This is a genomic window from Gordonibacter sp. RACS_AR49 (assembly GCF_030418435.1).
GTDB lineage: Bacteria > Actinomycetota > Coriobacteriia > Coriobacteriales > Eggerthellaceae > Gordonibacter > Gordonibacter urolithinfaciens.
Genome location: NZ_JAIUDM010000002.1, coordinates 248,863 through 266,146, shown reverse-complemented (window position 1 = coordinate 266,146; position 17,284 = coordinate 248,863). Strand labels below are relative to the sequence as shown.

Here is a 17,284-nt window from a genome sequence, read left to right as displayed (position 1 = left end):
AACGCCACCGCGCAGCCCGCACCCACAACCGCGCGCCGCGACGGCGTGCCGAACACGCTTGCGGAATTCGGCTCGATCATACCGCTCGCACAAGAGCACGCAGACGGCGTTGCTACCGTTGGCGCGTATTCCGCGCCGACACCGCATGTTTCCTTCGACCGGCCGTCGTTACGCTGCGCTTCCATCGCGCACCTCCTTAGCCCTCGAGCCTTCGCCGCACGATGACGCATCCGCATCGGGCACCGCCTTTGTATACGCGCTCTCCAGCCAAACTTCTCCCTCACTCGCACCCATGCGCTCGAGCGGCAGCAACCTTACTGCCAAGCCGTAGCAACCCACAGCCAGCCCCAGCACAAACAGCGCCACCATCACCTCGCCGAGGCTCGGCACATAGACCGGCGTGGGCATACCAGCCAAGAGCGGCACCGAAAACCCGGCCACCACCAGCACATAGCGCAACGCCAGCACGCCCGCCAGAGCCGCCAGCGCGGCAGCCACGGCCCACGCGCCGCCAGCACTGCCGCGATCGGCCCCAACGGCGCCGCCATCACGAGCGCCGCGCGAGCGCGCCGCGCCCACCGCCAGCAGCACCGCTGGCGCCACGAGGCCCAGCCCGATCTCACCCAGCCAGAACAGCGGCGCCAAAGGACCTGCCACCATTGCCTGTACGGGGGCAGCCACCGCCGGGTCTCCCGACAGCAGCGCCGGCGCCACTTGGAAGAATATGCAGAACGCCAGCGCAAACAACGACGCGGCCAGCACGCGGTTCAACCCCACGAGCACGCCGCCGTCCGGCTGCGCCCCGCGCAAGCGTGCCAGCAACCGGTACGCAACGACCAGAAACGCGGCCGCCGTCACGATAGCCATGACGTAGAACAGCACCGACGTGATGCCGCCCTCCCACAGCCCGCGTGTCTTCACCGCGGCAAAGAACATGCCTGTGCCGCCCGGAGGCCCCACAAACGAGGTGGCCACGCCCACGCCAGCCAGCACGCGGATGGCCAAGTTCACGTTGCCGCGCCGCCTGAGCACGTCAGCGCCCGCCGCCGACGCTTTCGCACCCGACAACTCCACACCTAACGCACCCGCGCTCGCCGCGCTCACGACCCCGTCGCCGCTCGCCGCAGCCTCGGCCGTGCGCTTGTCGTTCAGCAGCACCAACGCGAACTGCACGATGGCGATCACCATGAAGAACACGTACGCCTTGATCTCCCAAGCCAGCGGCGACGACCAGTGGAAGAACAGCAGCGTGCCCAGCGAGTGCCGGATGGCACCCAAGTCGATGCCGATGAAGATCATCGACACCACAAGCGACACCATGCTCAATCCCAGCGACAGGCGCGCGATGGGCGCGAAGCGCGGCAGCCTCAGCAGGTACACCAAAGCCGACAGCAGGTACAAACCGCCCGCCAGCCCCGAGAACCAGATGTACACCACCACCCACAAACCCCAGGGCACGGCGTTCGTGGCCCCGGCCATGCCCAGGCCGTTCGCCAGCCGGTCGAACATGAAGTACGCGCCCGCTGCCAGCAGCACGCCCACGATAACGGCCCAACCTACCGTCGCGCGGCGCGAGAACGCCGCCGGCAACGCGTAAGCCTGCAACCGCGGCTCGCGTGAACCCCGCGCTTTTCGCGCCTTCCGCTCAGCGCTCGATGTCATAGCTCTTCACCTCGATCATTTCAGGTAGTAGACGGACGGGTTCGTACCCAGCTCTTCGCGCAGGCGGAACGCCCGCGACGAGGCCGCCAGCTGCGCCACCTTCGACGCCGGGTCGTTCAAGTCGCCGAAGTACCGCGCGTCGCCGATACACGTCTCGCAGCACGCAGGCGCCTCGCCCTCGGCGATACGGTGCGCACAGAACGTGCATTTGCGCACCGTGCCGTACGTACCGCGATACTTCCCGCGCGCGCCGCGATCCACGCCGTACTCGGGCGCGGTCACTTGGTCGGCGGCCTGCATCTCGACCGCATACGACGAGCCTTCGTCGGCCGACCGTGCGCCGTAGGGGCAGGCAGCAATGCAATACTTGCACCCAATGCACCGGTCGGCGTCGATCACCACGATGCCGTCCTCGCCGCGGTACGTTGCCTTCACCGGGCACACCGACACGCACGCCGGGTTCTCACACTGCATGCACGGACGCGGCAGCGCCTCGATGCGCACGTTAGGGTACGTGCCCGTCTCCTGCTCGAGCACCACGTTGTACGAGATGCCGGGAGGCGTGCGGTTCTCGGCCTTGCATGCGACGGTGCACGAGTCGCACCCGACGCACTTTGCAAGGTCGATGACCATGCCCCAATGCGGACTGGAGAACATATCCATACAGCACCTACTTTCCTAACGGGGAGCACCGCGACCCAACGGGACGCGGTGCTCCAGGGGAGGGACAAGCGATTTCAGGGGAGGAGAAAACCGCCTGTTATACCGGCCATCGACCGCCGAGGGAAGAGCGGGTCGAGACCGAAGTAAAGATCAAAGGAACAGCACGGGCAACGCCGCCAGAATGACCAGCAAGCGCAACAGGAAACCACCCACGAGCACGCCCGCTTCACCGATAAGGCTCACCACCAGCGACGTGGTAGACGTTTCCACCCGTTTCGCAATGAACACCGGATAGCCCTCAATGCAGAACGGCGCCACCAAACCCAAGACAACGATACCGCCCCAGAACGCCGGAGCATACTGCCCCGCTATTAGGGAGTGCACCGATGCCGCACCCTCAAAGCTGCCGGCACTCACGATGACGAGCATGGTGAACAGCACCACCATCTCAATAGCCGAGAGGATGACGTGCGACTTCTTGATGAGCCACATGTGCTCGAAACGCTCGCGATCGGTGACGAGGCCCACGAGCGACGTAGCCGCGAGGCCCGCCGACAGCGCCGATACCACGAACAGGATGGGAAGGATAGCGTTGTTCCACAGAGGGTACGCCTTCACCACTCCCAGCAAAAAACCGGTGTAGGCCGCCACGGCGAACGCGAACACGATGCCGATCCACGTGAGCCACTTCGGCACCTTCTTCTTCAGTATCTCAAGCACGGCTGCCGCCAAGGCCACCGGCATGTAGATGCAGATGAAGTACACGCCCAGCGTCATGACGGAACCGGGGTTCGACACGAGCCAGAAGAAGCGCAGCGGGTTGTGCAGGCCGGCTTCGGCGTCGATCATGAGCATGAGCAAACCGATGCCCACGAACACAGGCGCGATGATGCGGCCGGCGATGCGCATCTTATTGCTGTCGGGATACTTGGCCTCCACGAACGCGGCCGTCAGAAACGCTCCGGCCGAGGCACCGGCCAGAAACAAATACCATGCAATCAAAGGTCCCCAAACCATGGTTTCATCACCTCACGTAGTAGATCTTGGAAGCGGTCAGGTTGCTTGCGAGCGGTTGCGCATGGTACTGCGCGATTGCCTGCGAAATGTCGCTTTCGGGGTCGTCCAGGTCGCCGAACACGCGCGCCCCGGATATGCACGTCCCCACGCAGGCGGGCGGGTTGCCCGGCTCGCCATTTTCCCAGCAGAAGCGGCACTTTTCCACCACGCCAGTCGACTCCTGCACGATGCGGGCCTGGTAAGGGCACGCGGCCATACAGTACTTGCAGCCGATGCACTTCTCGGGGTCCACCAGCACCACGCCGGAGTCCGTGACGTAGGTGGCATGCGTGGGACACACGGCCGCACAGGGCGCGTCCTCGCAGTGCTGACACTGGGTGGGCACGATCTCGTTGTACACATTCGGGAACTCGCCCGTCTCAATCTCGTGGAACTTGATGAACGCCTCGGTGGGTTCTAGGTGGTTCTTCGCCTGGCAGGCCAGACGGCAGGCGTAGCAGCCCACGCACTTCTTCGTATTGATAAGCATTCCGTAGCGTGCCATGTTATGCCTCCACCTTCTTCACCGTAACCGCAACCTCCTGGCTCATCATTGAGCCGACGCCCGGTTCCATGTCGAACGGGATGAAATCCGTGAGCGCGATGCCGTACTGGTACGCGCGCGTCTGAGCCGGCGAATCGCCGCCGTAGTGCGTGGGCAGGAACACCACGCCGGGCTTAAGGCGCTGCGTCACGCGGGCCTCCACCTGACCGGTGTGCTCACTCGACGCCACTTCCACGATGTCGCCCGACTGCACGCCCAGCTTCTCGGCGTCCTTGGCCGACATCCACAGGCGCTCCATGTGATACTCGCGCGAAATGGCGTTCAGGCAGGCGATGTTCTGCGTCATGGTGTGGGAGTGAATGCCCTGCTTGCCGCCGATGATGGAAAACTCGCCGTCCTTCGGCGTAACCTTGCGCGGGATCCAGCTGATGACCGGGTTCAGGCCCGCGGCGCCCACGGCCTCGGAGGAGAACTCGAACTTGCCCGACGGGGTCTTGAACTTCGGCACACCGTACTGGAAGTGGGGGTCGGGCAGCTCCACCACGCCTTCCTTCTTCATGGTGTCGATGTCCACGCCTACGGTGGCTAGCTGAGCCGTTGCCAAGTCCTCGGCCGTGAACTGGAAGTGCTCGCCCACACCGCACGCTTGGGCCAGGCCGTTGAATATCTCGTCGCACGTCTTGGTGTCCGGCAGCACCTTATCGATGGCTGCGGTGCGCATGCCCACGAAGTGCTTCTTGCCGCCGATCCACTCGGGCAGCTCTAGACGCTCAAGGTACGTGACTTCGGGCAGCACGTAGTCGGACTGCAGCGCCGTCTCCGACATCTGCACGTCGATGGTCACGGCCAGGTCGGTCTTCTGCAGCGCTTCCGTCCACATCTTTGGCTGCGCGTAGCCCTTCGCAGCGTTGCTGTTGTAGAAGAACAGGCCCTTCATGGTGCCGTCGAGCGCAGCCTGGAGAGCGGCGAGGTTTGTGCCGGCGCTGTCGAGGGCCAGCGGGTACTCCTTGTTGCCCACGCGCTTGGCCGCGGGCTTCGGCGGGTCGTCAAAGCGAGCATCGGACAGCGTGCCGGCCTTCGGCGACGACGTGAGCAGCGCGCCGCCCTTCGCCCCATAGGAGCCCAACAGCGCGTTCACGGCCGAGGCGGCGCGGGCCGTCTCGAACGAATTCTGGTACGAGCAGCCGATGACGGCGCGCCAGCCCGCCTCGATGGAAGCGGCAGGGGCGGCCTTTGCCATCGCGCGCGCCAGCTCTTGGATGCGCTCGGCAGGCACGTCGGTTATCTTGGCGGCCCACGCGGGCGTGTATTCCTTCACTTGGGCTGCGAATTCGTCGAAGCCCGCGGTACTCTGCTCCACGAAGTCGTGGTCGTAGAGGTCTTCCTCGATGAGCACGTTGCAGAGTGCCAGGATAAATGCCAGGTCGGTGCCCGGGTTGATGGGCACCCAGTCACTGGAGAAGATGCCGGAGTTGTTGAGGCGCGGGTCCACACTCACAATGCGCGTGCCGGCCTCCTTGGCGGACGCGAGGCTCTGCACGGACGAGGGGCGGATGCCGTCGCCGTAGCTGCGGCCAATGAACATGACCATCTTCGCGTTGCCGAAGTCGGTGGAGTAGTTCGATGCGCCCATGGTCTGCATGTAGGCGCTCTCCTTCGACAGGTTGCACGACGAGGAGTGCGCGTACACGTTCGCCGATCCCAGCGCGTTCATAAAGCGCTTGGAGTAATACTTACCCGACGGACGCGGGTCCTGGATGATGGCGAGCGATTCGGGGCCGTCTTTCGCGATGATGGCCTGCACCTTCTCGCCAATTTCCTTGAAGGCCGTGTCCCAATCGATAGGCTCGAACTCGCCGTTGTCTTTGCGACACAGCGGTTGCGTGACGCGCTCGTCGGAGTACGCCATCTGGGCCAGGCCGTGGCCACGGCCGCAGATACGTCCCTTCGAGTAGGGGTGCACCTCGCTGCCCTTGAGCGTGTACAGCTTGCCGCCCACCGTGGTGGCCACAAGCCCGCACTTGCTGGAGCAGCCGTTGCAGAGCGACGGCGCCTGCCTTGTCTCGCCGGCTGTCGCGCCGCCGGCCTCGTCGGCCTGCGCCTCGGCGCGCCAGGCGCCGAGCGAGAGCGAGCCCGCGGCGGCGAGAGCGGCTGTGGCGGCCGTCCCCTTCAGAAACGTTCGCCTTGAAACGTCTTCGAACATCCCGTTCCTCCCTTTCGTTTCGTGCTGTTCGGTCGTCTTGGTTCGTTCAGGCTCTGTCGACAGGGCGGCGTTGCAGTTGCAGGTGCGGTTGCAGCCGTGCCGCCGACGGAGCCGGAATAGCTGTCGGATGCCGTGCGCTGCGCACGCCATCTAGCCGGTAGCCGCGCAGGCCGCCGGCTGCATCTCCCCCGGCGCGGCTTGCGCGGAAAGCCCCGGTTGTGCCGCCCGCGCGGCACGGCCCGCCAACGCGACGAGGGCGCGCAGGTGGACGATTCCCTCTGCGAGCGCCGCGCGACGCGCGCCGTCGAGCCGCTCGGAGCGGGCGGCCTCTTCGGCGCTGCAGGCCAGGGCCGCGTCGTAGTCGTCCAGCCAGTCCAGGTGGTCGCGGGCGACATCGGCCGCCGCCTGGGCATTGCCGTTCTGCAGAAACAGGGCCAGCAAGTCGAGCGTGAGCGCCAAGTGGTCGGGCGCGGCGGCGAAGCGCGCGGGAACCTCTATCTGGAGCGTCGCGTACACGCTTTGCAGGTGGCGCGCCGCATCGCCCAGGTACAGGCCGCGCTGGACGCCGAAGGCGTTGCCCGGTGCTGACGACCACGGCTTGTAGAGCGATTCCACTGGCAGCGCCGCCAGCGGCATGCCGGGCAGGAGCACTTCGTTCTGCAACGTTGAGCGCACCTCCCACGAGGGCAGCGCGACAGCGTATGCGGAAAGGCCGCCCGCGGCCCCTCCGTTGGAGGACGCCGCATCGGAACCCGTGCACGCCGGCCCGACCTCGCCCGTGCGGGGGGCCGTTCGGGCCTCCTCTTCGGCCAACGCCGCTATCGCCACGCGCATCTCCGGCTGCATGGCGATTTTGGATACGTCGCCGTATTCCGCTTCGGTCAGAACGGAAAACAAAGGCGCAATGAGCGATAATGCAGTGACTACGTTCGAAGTCGCGTCCACGGCGGGCATCCTTTCCTCGGTGGCCCCATCGTAGACGCGAGGTGGGAAACGGTTGTCATCAATAATTGATGATTTGCCTCTTTCCCCTGTTAAACGCTTTGCTGAAAGCAGCGTGCCGAAACGGGCGGAGCGGAGGCGTTACGCACTCGTCACCCCTGCGGCACCACACGAGATAGGGGATCCGGTGTCCGTCGCACGCGATCGGCGCAGCATGCGCATGGTGTGGAAGACGATGCGCTTGCACCATCTGGGTATGGGTTTCTTCTGGGCCTGCAGCATGCTCACGTTCCGTAGCTCCATCCTGCTGTCGGGTGCCGCCAACACGCCGGAATACGAGTCGCTGGTGGTCATCGTGTCGTTCGTGGCCAACATGACCACCATGCTGGCGGTGGCCGCCTGGGTCGAGAACGACCCCGTGCGCATAGACCGCCTGCCCACCTGGCCCCTGCCCGTGCTCGTGGTTGCCGGCCTGCTGCTGGTGTTCGCCGCCGGGCGCGCAGGAGGCGGTGCGCTGCTGCCGCTGCTTTTGAGCGGGGCCGTGGTGGCGGGCGTGGGCTACGGCTTGTTCTGGGGAAGCTGGGCCGACTGCTACGGGCGCATGCATCCCGCGCGTACATCGTTCTACCTTCCGGTGACGTTCCTGCTCACCGCTGCGCTGTTCCTGGCCGTGTCGCTCTTGAGCGAGAACCTGGGCATGCCCGCCATCATGCTTATGCTGCCGCTGCCCTTGGCTTCGTACGCATGCCTGCTGCGGTGCCGGGCGGAGCAGCCGGACGGGCGCGCCGCGCCCTCGGGCGGAACACGTCGCTCTCTCGCCGCCCTTGGCTCGCTGCTGGGGTTGATAGTGGCCAGCCTGGTGCTCTCGTGCCTGTTCGGCTTCGTGTGGGAGCTCACCGTGTTTTCAGTGGGGTCGGTGAACGAGGCGCACCTTGGCCCTCTCGTGGCCAACCTCGTGGTGGCTGCGGCTCTCGTGGGGCTCGTGCTGTACGCGCGCACGCGCATCAACCTGGACCTGGCTTACCGCATCATCGTGCCGGTGATCGTGGTGCTGTTCGCCGTGCTGCCGTTCTTCTGGGAGACGAACCCTGTGGCGCTCAACATCATCATGAGCGCTAGCTACGGGCTGTTCGACGTTATCATCTGGTCGCTCGTGGCGGCCTGCTCCTACGACTTCGCCGTGTCGGGTTACATCGTGGGCGGCATCGTGCGCTCGCTGTCAGTGCTGCTGCGCCTGGTGGGCATGGGCATCGGGTTCCTCATCACGCTCGTGCCGGGCAAGCCGTCGGCGCTCATCGTGGGCGTGTCCATCGGCGCGCTGTACGTGCTGGTCATGCTGGGGTTGTTCAACATGCTGCGCCGCAAACGCCGCCTGGCTGCAGGCGGCGGCAAGGGCCAAGGCGACGCGTATTTGGACAGGGTGACAGTTCCGCCTCAGGTCGGAGGGGCGCCCGCGCCCGCCGCCACCGCTCTCGCAGGCGCTGCGGCCGCCTCAGCGCCTGCGGCGCCCGACACCGCGGCCGCTCATGCGCCCTCCGTGTCAGCTGGGGCCCCTTCTGCAGCATCGGCACCGTCACCCTCCGCACCCGCAGCCCCCGCCCCGGCGGCCGGCGAGGATGCCGAGCAGGCCCTCTACGCCGCCATCGCCGAGGACTACGGCCTCACCCGCCGAGAGGCCGAGGTGCTGCCCTTCCTGGCCCGCGGCCGCTCGGCCAAGGTGATCGCCGAAGCCCTCTTTGTATCCGAGAGCACCGTGCGCACCCATATCCGCCGCATCTTGGAAAAGACCGACCTCCACTCCAAGCAGCAGGTCATCGATTTGATCGAGCGGTACGGCTGACCCCTATCCCTCCACCTCGTCGCGCCTTGCGCCGGCTGCGCCCTCGCGCGGTGCGGCGAGCAAGTCCATGAACTCCCGCTGCGAGTGCACGCCGCACTTTGCATAGATGTTGCTGACATGCGAATGCACCGTGTTGAGCGAGATGACCAGCTCGTCGCGAATGTAGGGGCGACTGCGCCCGGCCAGCAGCAAGGCCGCCACCTCGGTCTCGCGGCTCGACAGGCCGTACCTGCGCTGCAGCTCCCCTGCCTGCTTCACGAACAGGTGCGCGATGTCGTCGGCGGCCGAGTCGGCATACGCTCCGCCGTTCTTGCCGCCCGCATCCCCCGTTTCGCCCGACGCCCACCGCCCTTTGGTGCGGAAGAACGACCACCGCGGGTTGAATCCCACCACCATGGCCACGAGCAGCACGCCCACGAAGAACAGCAGCGTCTCGCTCATAACGTTCGCCGCCGTCACGCCGTCGATCACCGAAAGCCCGTACCATGTTCCCAGGTAGATACCCACCCCTTCGGCCGCCATGAGCCCGCCGAACAGCACGGACGACGGCAGGTCCGAGCGCCGCACGTATTTCGGCGTCGCGATCCACAACGTGAACTGCACCCCGAACATGCCGATGAAGTTCGCCGTGTACGCCACGATCCGCTGCACGGGATCATCGTAGTCACGGAACAACAGCACGTAGCCGAGCAGGAGCAGCGGGAGGCCCCAGCGGAACATGAGCGTGAAGTTCAAGTATCGTGAAAGCTGGAGGCAGAACACGAGCGCCACAATGGACAACACCGACGAGCACGAGAACGGCACCAGATAGTGCAAGAACCGGTCGCCGATGACGTTCGGCGTGGAAAGCAGACGGAAGTACGAAAACTGGAACCACAGCATGCCGAACAGCAGGCAGAGCGTCGCGATGGCAGCGAGCGCGAACCCAAGCTCCTTGCCGCCCATGCGCCTGCCGTCTACGCAGGGCTGAACGGCCTCCTCGTCCCCCCAGTCCACCGAGCGAAATGCGAAGTACATGGATGCAACGGGCAGGAGCGCGTCGACCACGAAAGACGCCGGCCCCTTGAGCGCCAGGAGCGCAAAGTATACCAGGAACGACACGATGAACGAGGCGGGCACCGAGAACTCGATGGCCGCCTCGTTGTACCCGCTCATACGGTGGCCCCAAACCATGGCCATCATGGCGAAGCCCACGCCGGCCAGCATACCGCCCACCGCCGAAGGCGCCTCGTAGGTGCCGGCCTCCACGAACCCCATCCACACGATAACGGTGCCTGCCGTCGAGAAGGCGGCGGCCGCCACGCCGAACCACCGCCTTTCGACCAACGACGTGCGCGCCGAGACCAGAAGCAGCACCACCGAGGCAAGCGCCACGAGCAAGCCCACCCACATCCATACGCGCTCGCTGCTCCTGATGATGCGCGTGACGGGCACGAGCCCGCACGAGAAGAACGAATAGTAGTTCCATGCCAGGAAGAGCCCGAGCCCGAGCGCTTGCTTCCGATACGTCGCCATGCAGCTTGCCAGATACCGAGCCATCTGATCGCCCCCTGTTACGCACGTTCGGGGATCAGCTTCCACGATCCCCCTCCCTCCAGGGAAATGGTAACGCAATACCCCTTGTTTGTGGGTGGCGTGCCCAACCCTTCCACCTGCGCTTTCAGCGAAATAGTCACATTGTGACCATGTTCGGGGAACCCCTCCCGGCAACATTCACGGCAACGTGGGGATGGCGACGGCTCGCGAGCAGCGCAAGATGGGGGCGCCGGCCGCATAGCAGCCGGCGAACCGAAGGAGGAGAAGGAGGGAGTTATGGCAACGATTAACCTCGATCGACGGAGTTTCCTGAAAGCCGCTGGCGGCCTGGGAGCGCTGTCGGTCGCCGGCGCGGGCCTTGCAGCCCCTGACCGAAGGGCGTTCGCCGACGAGACCGCGTTTCCCGAGCAGAAGCATGGGAACCCCGTCGAGGCCACCATCGACCCGAAGACGGGGGACGTGACCGTCAACGAGGACGTCATCGTGCGCAACAGCGCGTGCCTCGGCTGCTACAGCTCGTGCGGCAACCGGCTGAAGCTCGATCGCGCATCGGGCCGCCTGCTGTCGGTTGGCGGCAACCCGTACCATCCCAGCTGCGCGTATCCGTACCTGAACTTCGAGGATCCCCTCGAGGAAGCGTACCGCACCATGAGCTTCGCCCATGGCAAGGGGAACATCGTGCGCGCCACGGTATGCGGCCGCGGGCAGGGAACCCAGGACGGCTACTCGCAGCCCGACCGCGTGACCGTGCCGCTGAAGCGCGCGGGCAAGCGCGGCGAGGGCAAGTGGAGGCCCATTACGTGGGACCAACTCATCACGGAGGTCACGGAAGGCGGCAAGCTGTTCGCCGACATCGGCGAGAACCAGGATATCGAGGGCTTCAAGGCGCTCCACGACACGGAGAAGCCCATGAACCCCGATCAGCCCGATCTGGGCCCCATATCGAACCAGGTGGTGTTCCTGGGAGGGCGTGGTGATGGCCGCACCACCATCGGCACGCGTTTCTCCAGCAACTTCGGCACCATCAACCAGTACGGCCACGGCTCCACTTGAGGCGGCTCCGCAAGTGCGAGTTCGCACTTTCAGGTTTCGTCCGCCAGCGTCCAGCCCGATATCGAGGACGCGGAGTACGTGCTATGGCTGGGCACCCAGCCCGGCTCCAACGGCAAGAGCTTCCAAGGCATAGCCAAGCGCACGCTTGAGAATGTGCATCGGGGCACCTGCAAGCTCGACGTGTTCGACCCGGTCTTGGGCAATGGCTGCTGCAACCCCCTCGACAAGAACATCACCTGGCATCCCATCAAGACGGCAACAAACGGCGCGCTGGCGCTCGGCATGATCCGCTGGATGATGGAGAACGACGCGAACGACACCGTCTACCTGTCGTTTCCAAACCAGAAGGCTGCCGTGGCCGGGGGCTACGCCTCCTACACGAGCGCTTCCTACCTGGTCATCGATGACGAGGGCCATCCCAACTTCCGCAAGATGATGCGCCCGGCCGACGCGGGCCTCGAAGAGCCCGAGGCCGATCCGAAGGCAACGACCAAGCCAACGTACTACGTGGTTGTCGACCCCGCCACCGGCCAGCCCGCCGTGCACACGCAGGCCACCGCCGGCGACATCGAGTTCGAAGGAGAGGTCAACGGCATCAAGGTGCGGGCAAGCTACCTCTTCCTCAAGGACGAGGCCTTTGCGAACACCCTCGACGAGTATGCCGAGATCACCGGCGTGCCCGCCGATACCATCGCCAACGTGGCCAGGGAATTCGCCTCGCACGGCGTGAAATCGTCCGCAGCGGGCCTGGGTTCGACGGCCAACGCCACCGGCGTGAACGGCCTGGCAGCCTACCTGTTCCTTAACGCCATGGTAGGATCGAACCAGATGGTGGGCGGCACCATGTCGCGCCGCGTGTCAGCCAAGACCTCGGCGGACGGAACGCAGTACAAGCTGGCAACCGTCAAGGGCAAGCCGGGCGTCTCGGCCAAGAACGCCACGTACATCTCGCGCACCGGCAAGACGTTCGACAAGACCGACGAGCACAAGAACCGCGTCGCCGCCGGCGAAAAGGATCCGAAGGCACGGCTGCCGTGGTACAGCCATCCGAGCGGCTCGGACAACCAGGCGCTCGTCTCGGCCGCCATGGCCTATCCCTACCAAGCCAAGATCTTGGTTTCGTGGATGACCGACACGCTCCAGGCGTCCTCGGGCGCCATGCGCGACGCCATCATCGACCGGCTGAAGGACCCGGCCATCATACCGCTGCACATCGCGTGCGACGTGGTGGTGGGCGAGCACGCCAGCCTGGCCGACTACCTCGTGCCCGACACGAACCCCTTCGAGAGCTTCGGCGTGGTCACGCAGGAGGGCTACTGGAAGGGCAAGGGCAACGCGGTGCGCTGGCCGGCCAAGACCCCTGAGACCGTCCAGCTGGACGACGGGCGCTACGCCAGCTACGAGGCCTTCATCGTCGACGTGGCGAAGGAATGCGGCGTGCCCGGTTTCGGCGAGGACGCCATCGAGGGCGCCGACGGGAAGATGTGGCCGCTGAACGACGCCTGCGACTTCTTCCTGAAGGCCGTGGCGAACCTGGCCTACGACACCGAGCCGGTGGCCGACGTCTCCGGCGAGGACGTGAAGGTTCAGGCTCTCGACGAGCTGCCCGCAGCTTGGGAGAAGGCCGTCACGGCCGAGGAATGGCCCAAGGTGCTCAACGTGCTGTCGCGCGGCGGGCGCTTCTGGCCTGTCGAGGAGAGCACGGGCGAAGGCGGACGTTCCGCCTACATGAAGGACCACCTCACCATCTTCTACAGCGAGCGCAAGGCCACGGATGCGAACCCGTTCTCCGGCAAGCAGCTGCCGGGCACCCTTAGCGCCACCCCCGAGCTGCTGGCCGACCTCACGCCGCTGGCCGAGAAGTACCCGGAGAGCGAATGGCCGTTCCGCTCCACGAACTACAAGCCGCGCTTCCGCTCCATCACGTTCTTGGCGAACAGCCCCATCATGCGGGACCTGTGCGCCCACAACTACCTGGAGCTCAACCTGGACGACGCGGCCGATCTGGGCATCGAGGACGGCGATGCCATCCGTATCACGAATCCGACGGGCGACGTGATGGAGGGCGAGGCCATGGCGCGCGCCGGCATCGCGCGCGGCACGTTCGGCGTGGCCTACGGCTACGGTCACATCGGCTATGGAGCCCAAGACGTCATGATCGAGGACGGGGAAAGCCGACCGGGAGACCCGGCCATCGGCGCGGGCGTCCACCTGCAAACCATCCTCGATCCTACCGTCGAGGATCCTTATCCGTACGTCGACCCTGAAGCGGCATCGCCAGCGCGTTCCGGCGGCGTGTACAAGATCGAGAAAGCATAAAGGAGGGGTGAGCAATGAGTGAGAAACGTTTCGGCATGCTGATCGACTTGTCCCTCTGCGTGGGCTGCAACGCGTGCGCCGTGGCCTGCAAGCAGGAGAACGCGGTGCCTTTGGCCAAGTTCAACACCTGGGTCGAGAGCTGGGACGTGGACGACGGCGGCATCGTGCGCCGCGCCAACGTGCCCAAGCAGTGCAACCACTGCGCCTCCGCCCCCTGCGTGAAGGTGTGCCCCACCGGGGCTTCCTACCGCACCGACGAGGGCGTGGTCATGACGGACCCCGAGAAGTGCATCGGCTGCAAATACTGCATGGCCGCATGCCCCTACCAGGCTCGCTGGGTCGACGACGAGACCGGCGAGGTGGGCAAGTGCACGTTCTGCCACCATCGCACCACCCATGGCCTCTTGCCGGCCTGCGTGGGCACCTGCATAACCAGGGCGCGCTATTTCGGCGACCTTAACGACCCCGAAAGCGACATCGCCAAGAAAATCGCCGCCTCGGACACCGACGTGCTCCACGCCGACCTGGGACTGGACCCGTCGCTGCACTACATCGGCCTCTCTGAGATAAGCGAGATGCCCGTCGTGTCCGCCATCCACCGCGGCGGCAACGTCGTCAAGCCGTACGAGAGGTGATCAGCATGGTATGGGATGGAATCATCGCAACGTATTTGTTCCTGGCAGGATTGGGCGCTGGCGCGTTCGCGTTCGCCGCGCTCGTGGGCTTCGTCAAGCCCGACGCCGTCAAGCTGCGCACCATCGGCTACGTCATCGCGCCCATTGCGGTGGGCGTGGGCACGGTGCTTCTCATGGTGGACGCCAAGGCAGGGCTCATGAACCCGCTGCGTTTCTTCGGACTGCTGGGCAACTTCTCGTCCATCATGGCGTGGGGCGTGGTCATCCTCATCGCGTTCATGGCGGTGAGCGTGATCGCGTTGGTGGTCATGCTCGTGAAGAAGGGCACGCCCAAGGCACTTGACGTCGTGGGGCTCGTGTGCGCCGTGGCCGTGGCCGTGTACACCGGCATGCTGCTGGGCGACGCTCCTGGCTTCCCGCTGTGGAACCCCGTCGTGCTGCCGCTGCTGTTCCTGGTGTCGGCCGCGTCGACCGGTTTCGCGGCCGTGCTCCTGGTCGCGCATCTCATGAAGGCGGAGGGCTTGGAGTCCCTCGGCTTCCTAAGGAAGACGGGGCTCGTGCTTCCCGTAGCGGAGGCCGTGCTGATCGCTGCGCTGCTGGGTGTTGTGGCCGGCACGGGCGGCAGCGCGGCGCTTGCCGCGGCAGCCTCGGTCGCCAGCCTTGCGTTCGGCGCGTACGCCGTGCCGTTCTGGCTGGGACTCGTCCTGATAGGGCTGGCGCTGCCCTTCTGCCTGGAGCTCTACCGGACATCGAAGGCCAGGAAGGCCGCAGACGGCGCAGGCGCCACGGGCCTTGCCGTGACCGGCGAGGCGAGCGTGCTGGTGGGCGGCTTCCTGCTGCGCTACTTGGTTATCATGGCCGCCGTGCCGGTGGTGCTGTTCTAGCACGCCGATCTGGCGAGCTTTTCGCTCGACACGTCCGCAGCCGCCGGCTTCTCCCTCCCGCGGCGGCTGCGGACGCTGTCTTTGGCGCTCTTAACCCGCTAGTCCGTCACGTCGCCCGACTGGTTCAGGCTGATGGGGTCGCCCACGAACGTCGAAGGGGCCTTGAACAGCGTCTTGAAGAAGTCCTTCGTGCGCGCGGGGATCTCGCGCAGGTCGTACTGGGTCTGCTTGCTATAGGCGTGGTAGTCGCTCGGCACGCCCACGGCCTGGAGGCCGAGGCCTTGGGCGGAATAGAGGGCGCGGTACAGGTGGTAGGTCTGCGTGGCCACCACGATGCGCTCCGCACCGAACACGTGCTTGGCCCGGTACATGCTCTCGTAAGTGGAGAAGCCGGCGTGGTCGCAGAAGATGTCCTCGCTGGGCACGCCCTGGGCGATGGCGTAGTCCTTCATGGCCTTCACCTCGTTGTACGACACCGTGGAATTGTCGCCGCTCATGATCATCTTGGGCGCGGCGCCCGCGCGGTACAGAGCGATGCCATCGTCCAGACGGTCCTGCAGGATGCCCGACGGCGTGCCGTCGGCGAACACGGAGGCGCCCAGCACCACGACGGCATCGGCGCCGAAGGTCGCAGCCGTCTCGGTGTCGACGATGGCGTCCCTCGTCGTGGCGACCGTGGCGAGGTTCGTTCCCGCGACGACCAACGTCGCAACGACCGCGCACCCGATCACGAACCCGACCATACGCCTCAACCATCCATGTTTCTTGTTACGTGTCATAAGGTTCGATGATAGCAAACGCACGCAGGCGACAGACTGCCGCAACACGGCCGCCATCGAATCTCACGGACTTGTCCACAAACAACGGTTGAACCGATGTCTCGATGCCGGCAGCAGCTCGCCACGGCATTCGGCTACGCCCCTGTCGCCAGCTAGCGCAGCACGCACCGGTGGCCCGGCGTGGCGCTGCAGCCGTTGCACGAGACGCAGCGCGGCACGGCCTGCGGGTCGGCCGCCCAGCGCATCGGCAGGTCGGGCTCGCAGATGAGCGGGCGGCACAGGCCGAACCCGGCGATGCCCTCGTCGGCCAGGCGTTCCATCGCCTCGACGCGGCGGTTACCGCCCGTGAGTATCACCGGAACCGGCACGGCGCGCGCCAGCCGGAGCGCGTAGGCAGCGAAGAACGGCTCGCCACCGAAGTCACGCGCACGGCAGGCGCGCCAATTCCCGCTCACCTCGATAGCCGATGCGCCGGCTTCCACCAGCAGCTGCGCCACCCGAAGGCTGTCATCCTCGGTCAGACCTCCTTCGACCCCGTCCGAGCTGTTCAGCTTCACGAGCACGGGGTATTCTGCTCCCACCTCCCGCCGGATGGCCGCGAGCGCCTCCACGGCAATGCGCGCGCGGTTCTCGACGGAGCCCCCGTACTCGTCTGCACGCCTATTCAGCAGTGGGTTCAAGAACTGGCTCAGCAGATAGCCATGGGCGGCATGCAGCTCCACCCCGTCGAACCCCGCATCGCGCGCGCGGCGGCCGGCGGCGGCGAACGCCTCCACGAGCAGGCGGACGTCGCGCGCGGAGGCCTCGACGGGAACGATGCCCGTCTTAGGGTTGGGCACGGCCGACGGGCCCAGGATGCACGCGCTCGGGGGATCGAGCTTGGTCGCGGAGCCGCCGTACACGATCTGCGACACGACACGCGCGCCGCGGGCACGGAGGCGCTCCACCAGCTCGCGGTATTCGGGCACGAACGAGTCGTCGTAGATGCCCAGCATGCGCGGGTTCGGCCGCTCGTCGGGCGTCACGTACGCGTACCCCAAGATGACGGTGCCCGCCCCGCCGGCCGCCAGCTCCTCGCAAACCGCCGCCAGCTCCGGCGTGAGGTGCCCGTCATCGGTGGCCAGCCCCTCGTAGGTTGCCGCCCGTACCAAACGGTTCCTCGCCTGCAGGCTCCCGATGCACATCTGCTCGAACAGCGTGCCCATAA

General features: G+C 65.9%; 14 protein-coding genes and 1 pseudogene. 6 read left to right on the top strand and 9 right to left on the bottom strand.

The window, feature by feature from the left end; translation table 11 throughout:
* Positions 1 to 168: 168 nt before the first annotated feature.
* The 6 genes from nrfD (LB310_RS05720) to LB310_RS05695 form a co-directional block, all read right to left on the bottom strand.
* On the bottom strand, positions 169 to 1,662 hold the full coding sequence (gene nrfD / locus LB310_RS05720; RefSeq protein WP_301154725.1) for an NrfD/PsrC family molybdoenzyme membrane anchor subunit: 1,494 nt from the start codon (positions 1,660 to 1,662) through the stop codon (positions 169 to 171).
* Positions 1,663 to 1,677: 15 nt separating this feature from the next.
* Positions 1,678 to 2,325: a 4Fe-4S dicluster domain-containing protein gene (locus LB310_RS05715; RefSeq protein ID WP_278805858.1), complete on the bottom strand. Its 648-nt coding sequence runs from the start codon at positions 2,323 to 2,325 to the stop codon at positions 1,678 to 1,680.
* Between the two features lie 150 nt (positions 2,326 to 2,475).
* The gene (gene nrfD / locus LB310_RS05710) at positions 2,476 to 3,342 is read right to left on the bottom strand and encodes an NrfD/PsrC family molybdoenzyme membrane anchor subunit (protein WP_123672675.1); all 867 of its coding nucleotides are present in this window, start codon (positions 3,340 to 3,342) and stop codon (positions 2,476 to 2,478) included.
* A gap of 7 nt (positions 3,343 to 3,349) precedes the next feature.
* On the bottom strand, positions 3,350 to 3,886 hold the full coding sequence (locus LB310_RS05705; RefSeq protein ID WP_087190168.1) for a 4Fe-4S dicluster domain-containing protein: 537 nt from the start codon (positions 3,884 to 3,886) through the stop codon (positions 3,350 to 3,352).
* 1 nt (position 3,887) lies between these two features.
* Positions 3,888 to 6,089 (bottom strand): molybdopterin-dependent oxidoreductase, encoded by a 2,202-nt coding sequence (locus LB310_RS05700; protein ID WP_278805859.1) that lies wholly within the window; start codon positions 6,087 to 6,089, stop codon positions 3,888 to 3,890.
* 150 nt (positions 6,090 to 6,239) lie between these two features.
* Positions 6,240 to 7,034, bottom strand: coding sequence for a molecular chaperone TorD family protein (locus LB310_RS05695; RefSeq protein ID WP_278805860.1), 795 nt, complete (start codon positions 7,032 to 7,034; stop codon positions 6,240 to 6,242).
* A 211-nt stretch (positions 7,035 to 7,245) separates the two neighbouring features.
* Here LB310_RS05695 and LB310_RS05690 point away from each other — a divergent pair, with 211 nt between their 5' ends.
* Positions 7,246 to 8,871 carry a response regulator transcription factor gene (locus LB310_RS05690; protein ID WP_301154834.1) on the top strand — a complete coding sequence of 542 codons (1,626 nt, stop codon included), beginning with the start codon at positions 7,246 to 7,248 and terminating at the stop codon, positions 8,869 to 8,871.
* Positions 8,872 to 8,874: 3 nt separating this feature from the next.
* On the opposite strand, the gene LB310_RS05685 is transcribed toward LB310_RS05690, so the two are convergent.
* Complete coding sequence (locus LB310_RS05685) at positions 8,875 to 10,410, bottom strand: helix-turn-helix transcriptional regulator (RefSeq protein ID WP_278805861.1); 1,536 nt, start codon at positions 10,408 to 10,410, stop codon at positions 8,875 to 8,877.
* Positions 10,411 to 10,683: 273 nt separating this feature from the next.
* On the opposite strand from LB310_RS05685, the gene LB310_RS05680 reads away from it, so the two are divergent.
* The 5 genes and pseudogenes from LB310_RS05680 (at position 10,684) to nrfD (LB310_RS05660) (ending at position 15,298) form a co-directional block, all read left to right on the top strand.
* A complete protein-coding gene (locus LB310_RS05680) occupies positions 10,684 to 11,460 on the top strand; it encodes a twin-arginine translocation signal domain-containing protein (protein WP_087190170.1) in 777 nt (258 codons plus the stop codon).
* 45 nt (positions 11,461 to 11,505) lie between these two features.
* A pseudogene (locus LB310_RS05675) lies at positions 11,506 to 12,753 on the top strand (molybdopterin-dependent oxidoreductase); the annotation flags it as partial.
* A gap of 189 nt (positions 12,754 to 12,942) precedes the next feature.
* Entirely contained in the window at positions 12,943 to 13,779 is an 837-nt protein-coding gene (locus LB310_RS05670) for a molybdopterin dinucleotide binding domain-containing protein (RefSeq protein WP_367316806.1), read from the top strand.
* Positions 13,780 to 13,793: 14 nt separating this feature from the next.
* Positions 13,794 to 14,414, top strand: a complete 621-nt coding sequence (locus LB310_RS05665; RefSeq protein WP_087190172.1) for a 4Fe-4S dicluster domain-containing protein — start codon at positions 13,794 to 13,796, stop codon at positions 14,412 to 14,414.
* A 5-nt stretch (positions 14,415 to 14,419) separates the two neighbouring features.
* Positions 14,420 to 15,298, top strand: a complete 879-nt coding sequence (gene nrfD, locus LB310_RS05660; RefSeq protein ID WP_278805862.1) for an NrfD/PsrC family molybdoenzyme membrane anchor subunit — start codon at positions 14,420 to 14,422, stop codon at positions 15,296 to 15,298.
* 98 nt (positions 15,299 to 15,396) lie between these two features.
* On the opposite strand, the gene LB310_RS05655 is transcribed toward nrfD (LB310_RS05660), so the two are convergent.
* Both LB310_RS05655 and LB310_RS05650 read right to left on the bottom strand, forming a co-directional pair.
* Complete coding sequence (locus tag LB310_RS05655) at positions 15,397 to 16,041, bottom strand: vancomycin high temperature exclusion protein (RefSeq protein WP_087190174.1); 645 nt, start codon at positions 16,039 to 16,041, stop codon at positions 15,397 to 15,399.
* Between the two features lie 188 nt (positions 16,042 to 16,229).
* Positions 16,230 to 17,282: an NADH:flavin oxidoreductase gene (locus LB310_RS05650; protein WP_278805863.1), complete on the bottom strand. Its 1,053-nt coding sequence runs from the start codon at positions 17,280 to 17,282 to the stop codon at positions 16,230 to 16,232.
* Between the last annotated feature and the right edge of the window lie 2 nt (positions 17,283 to 17,284).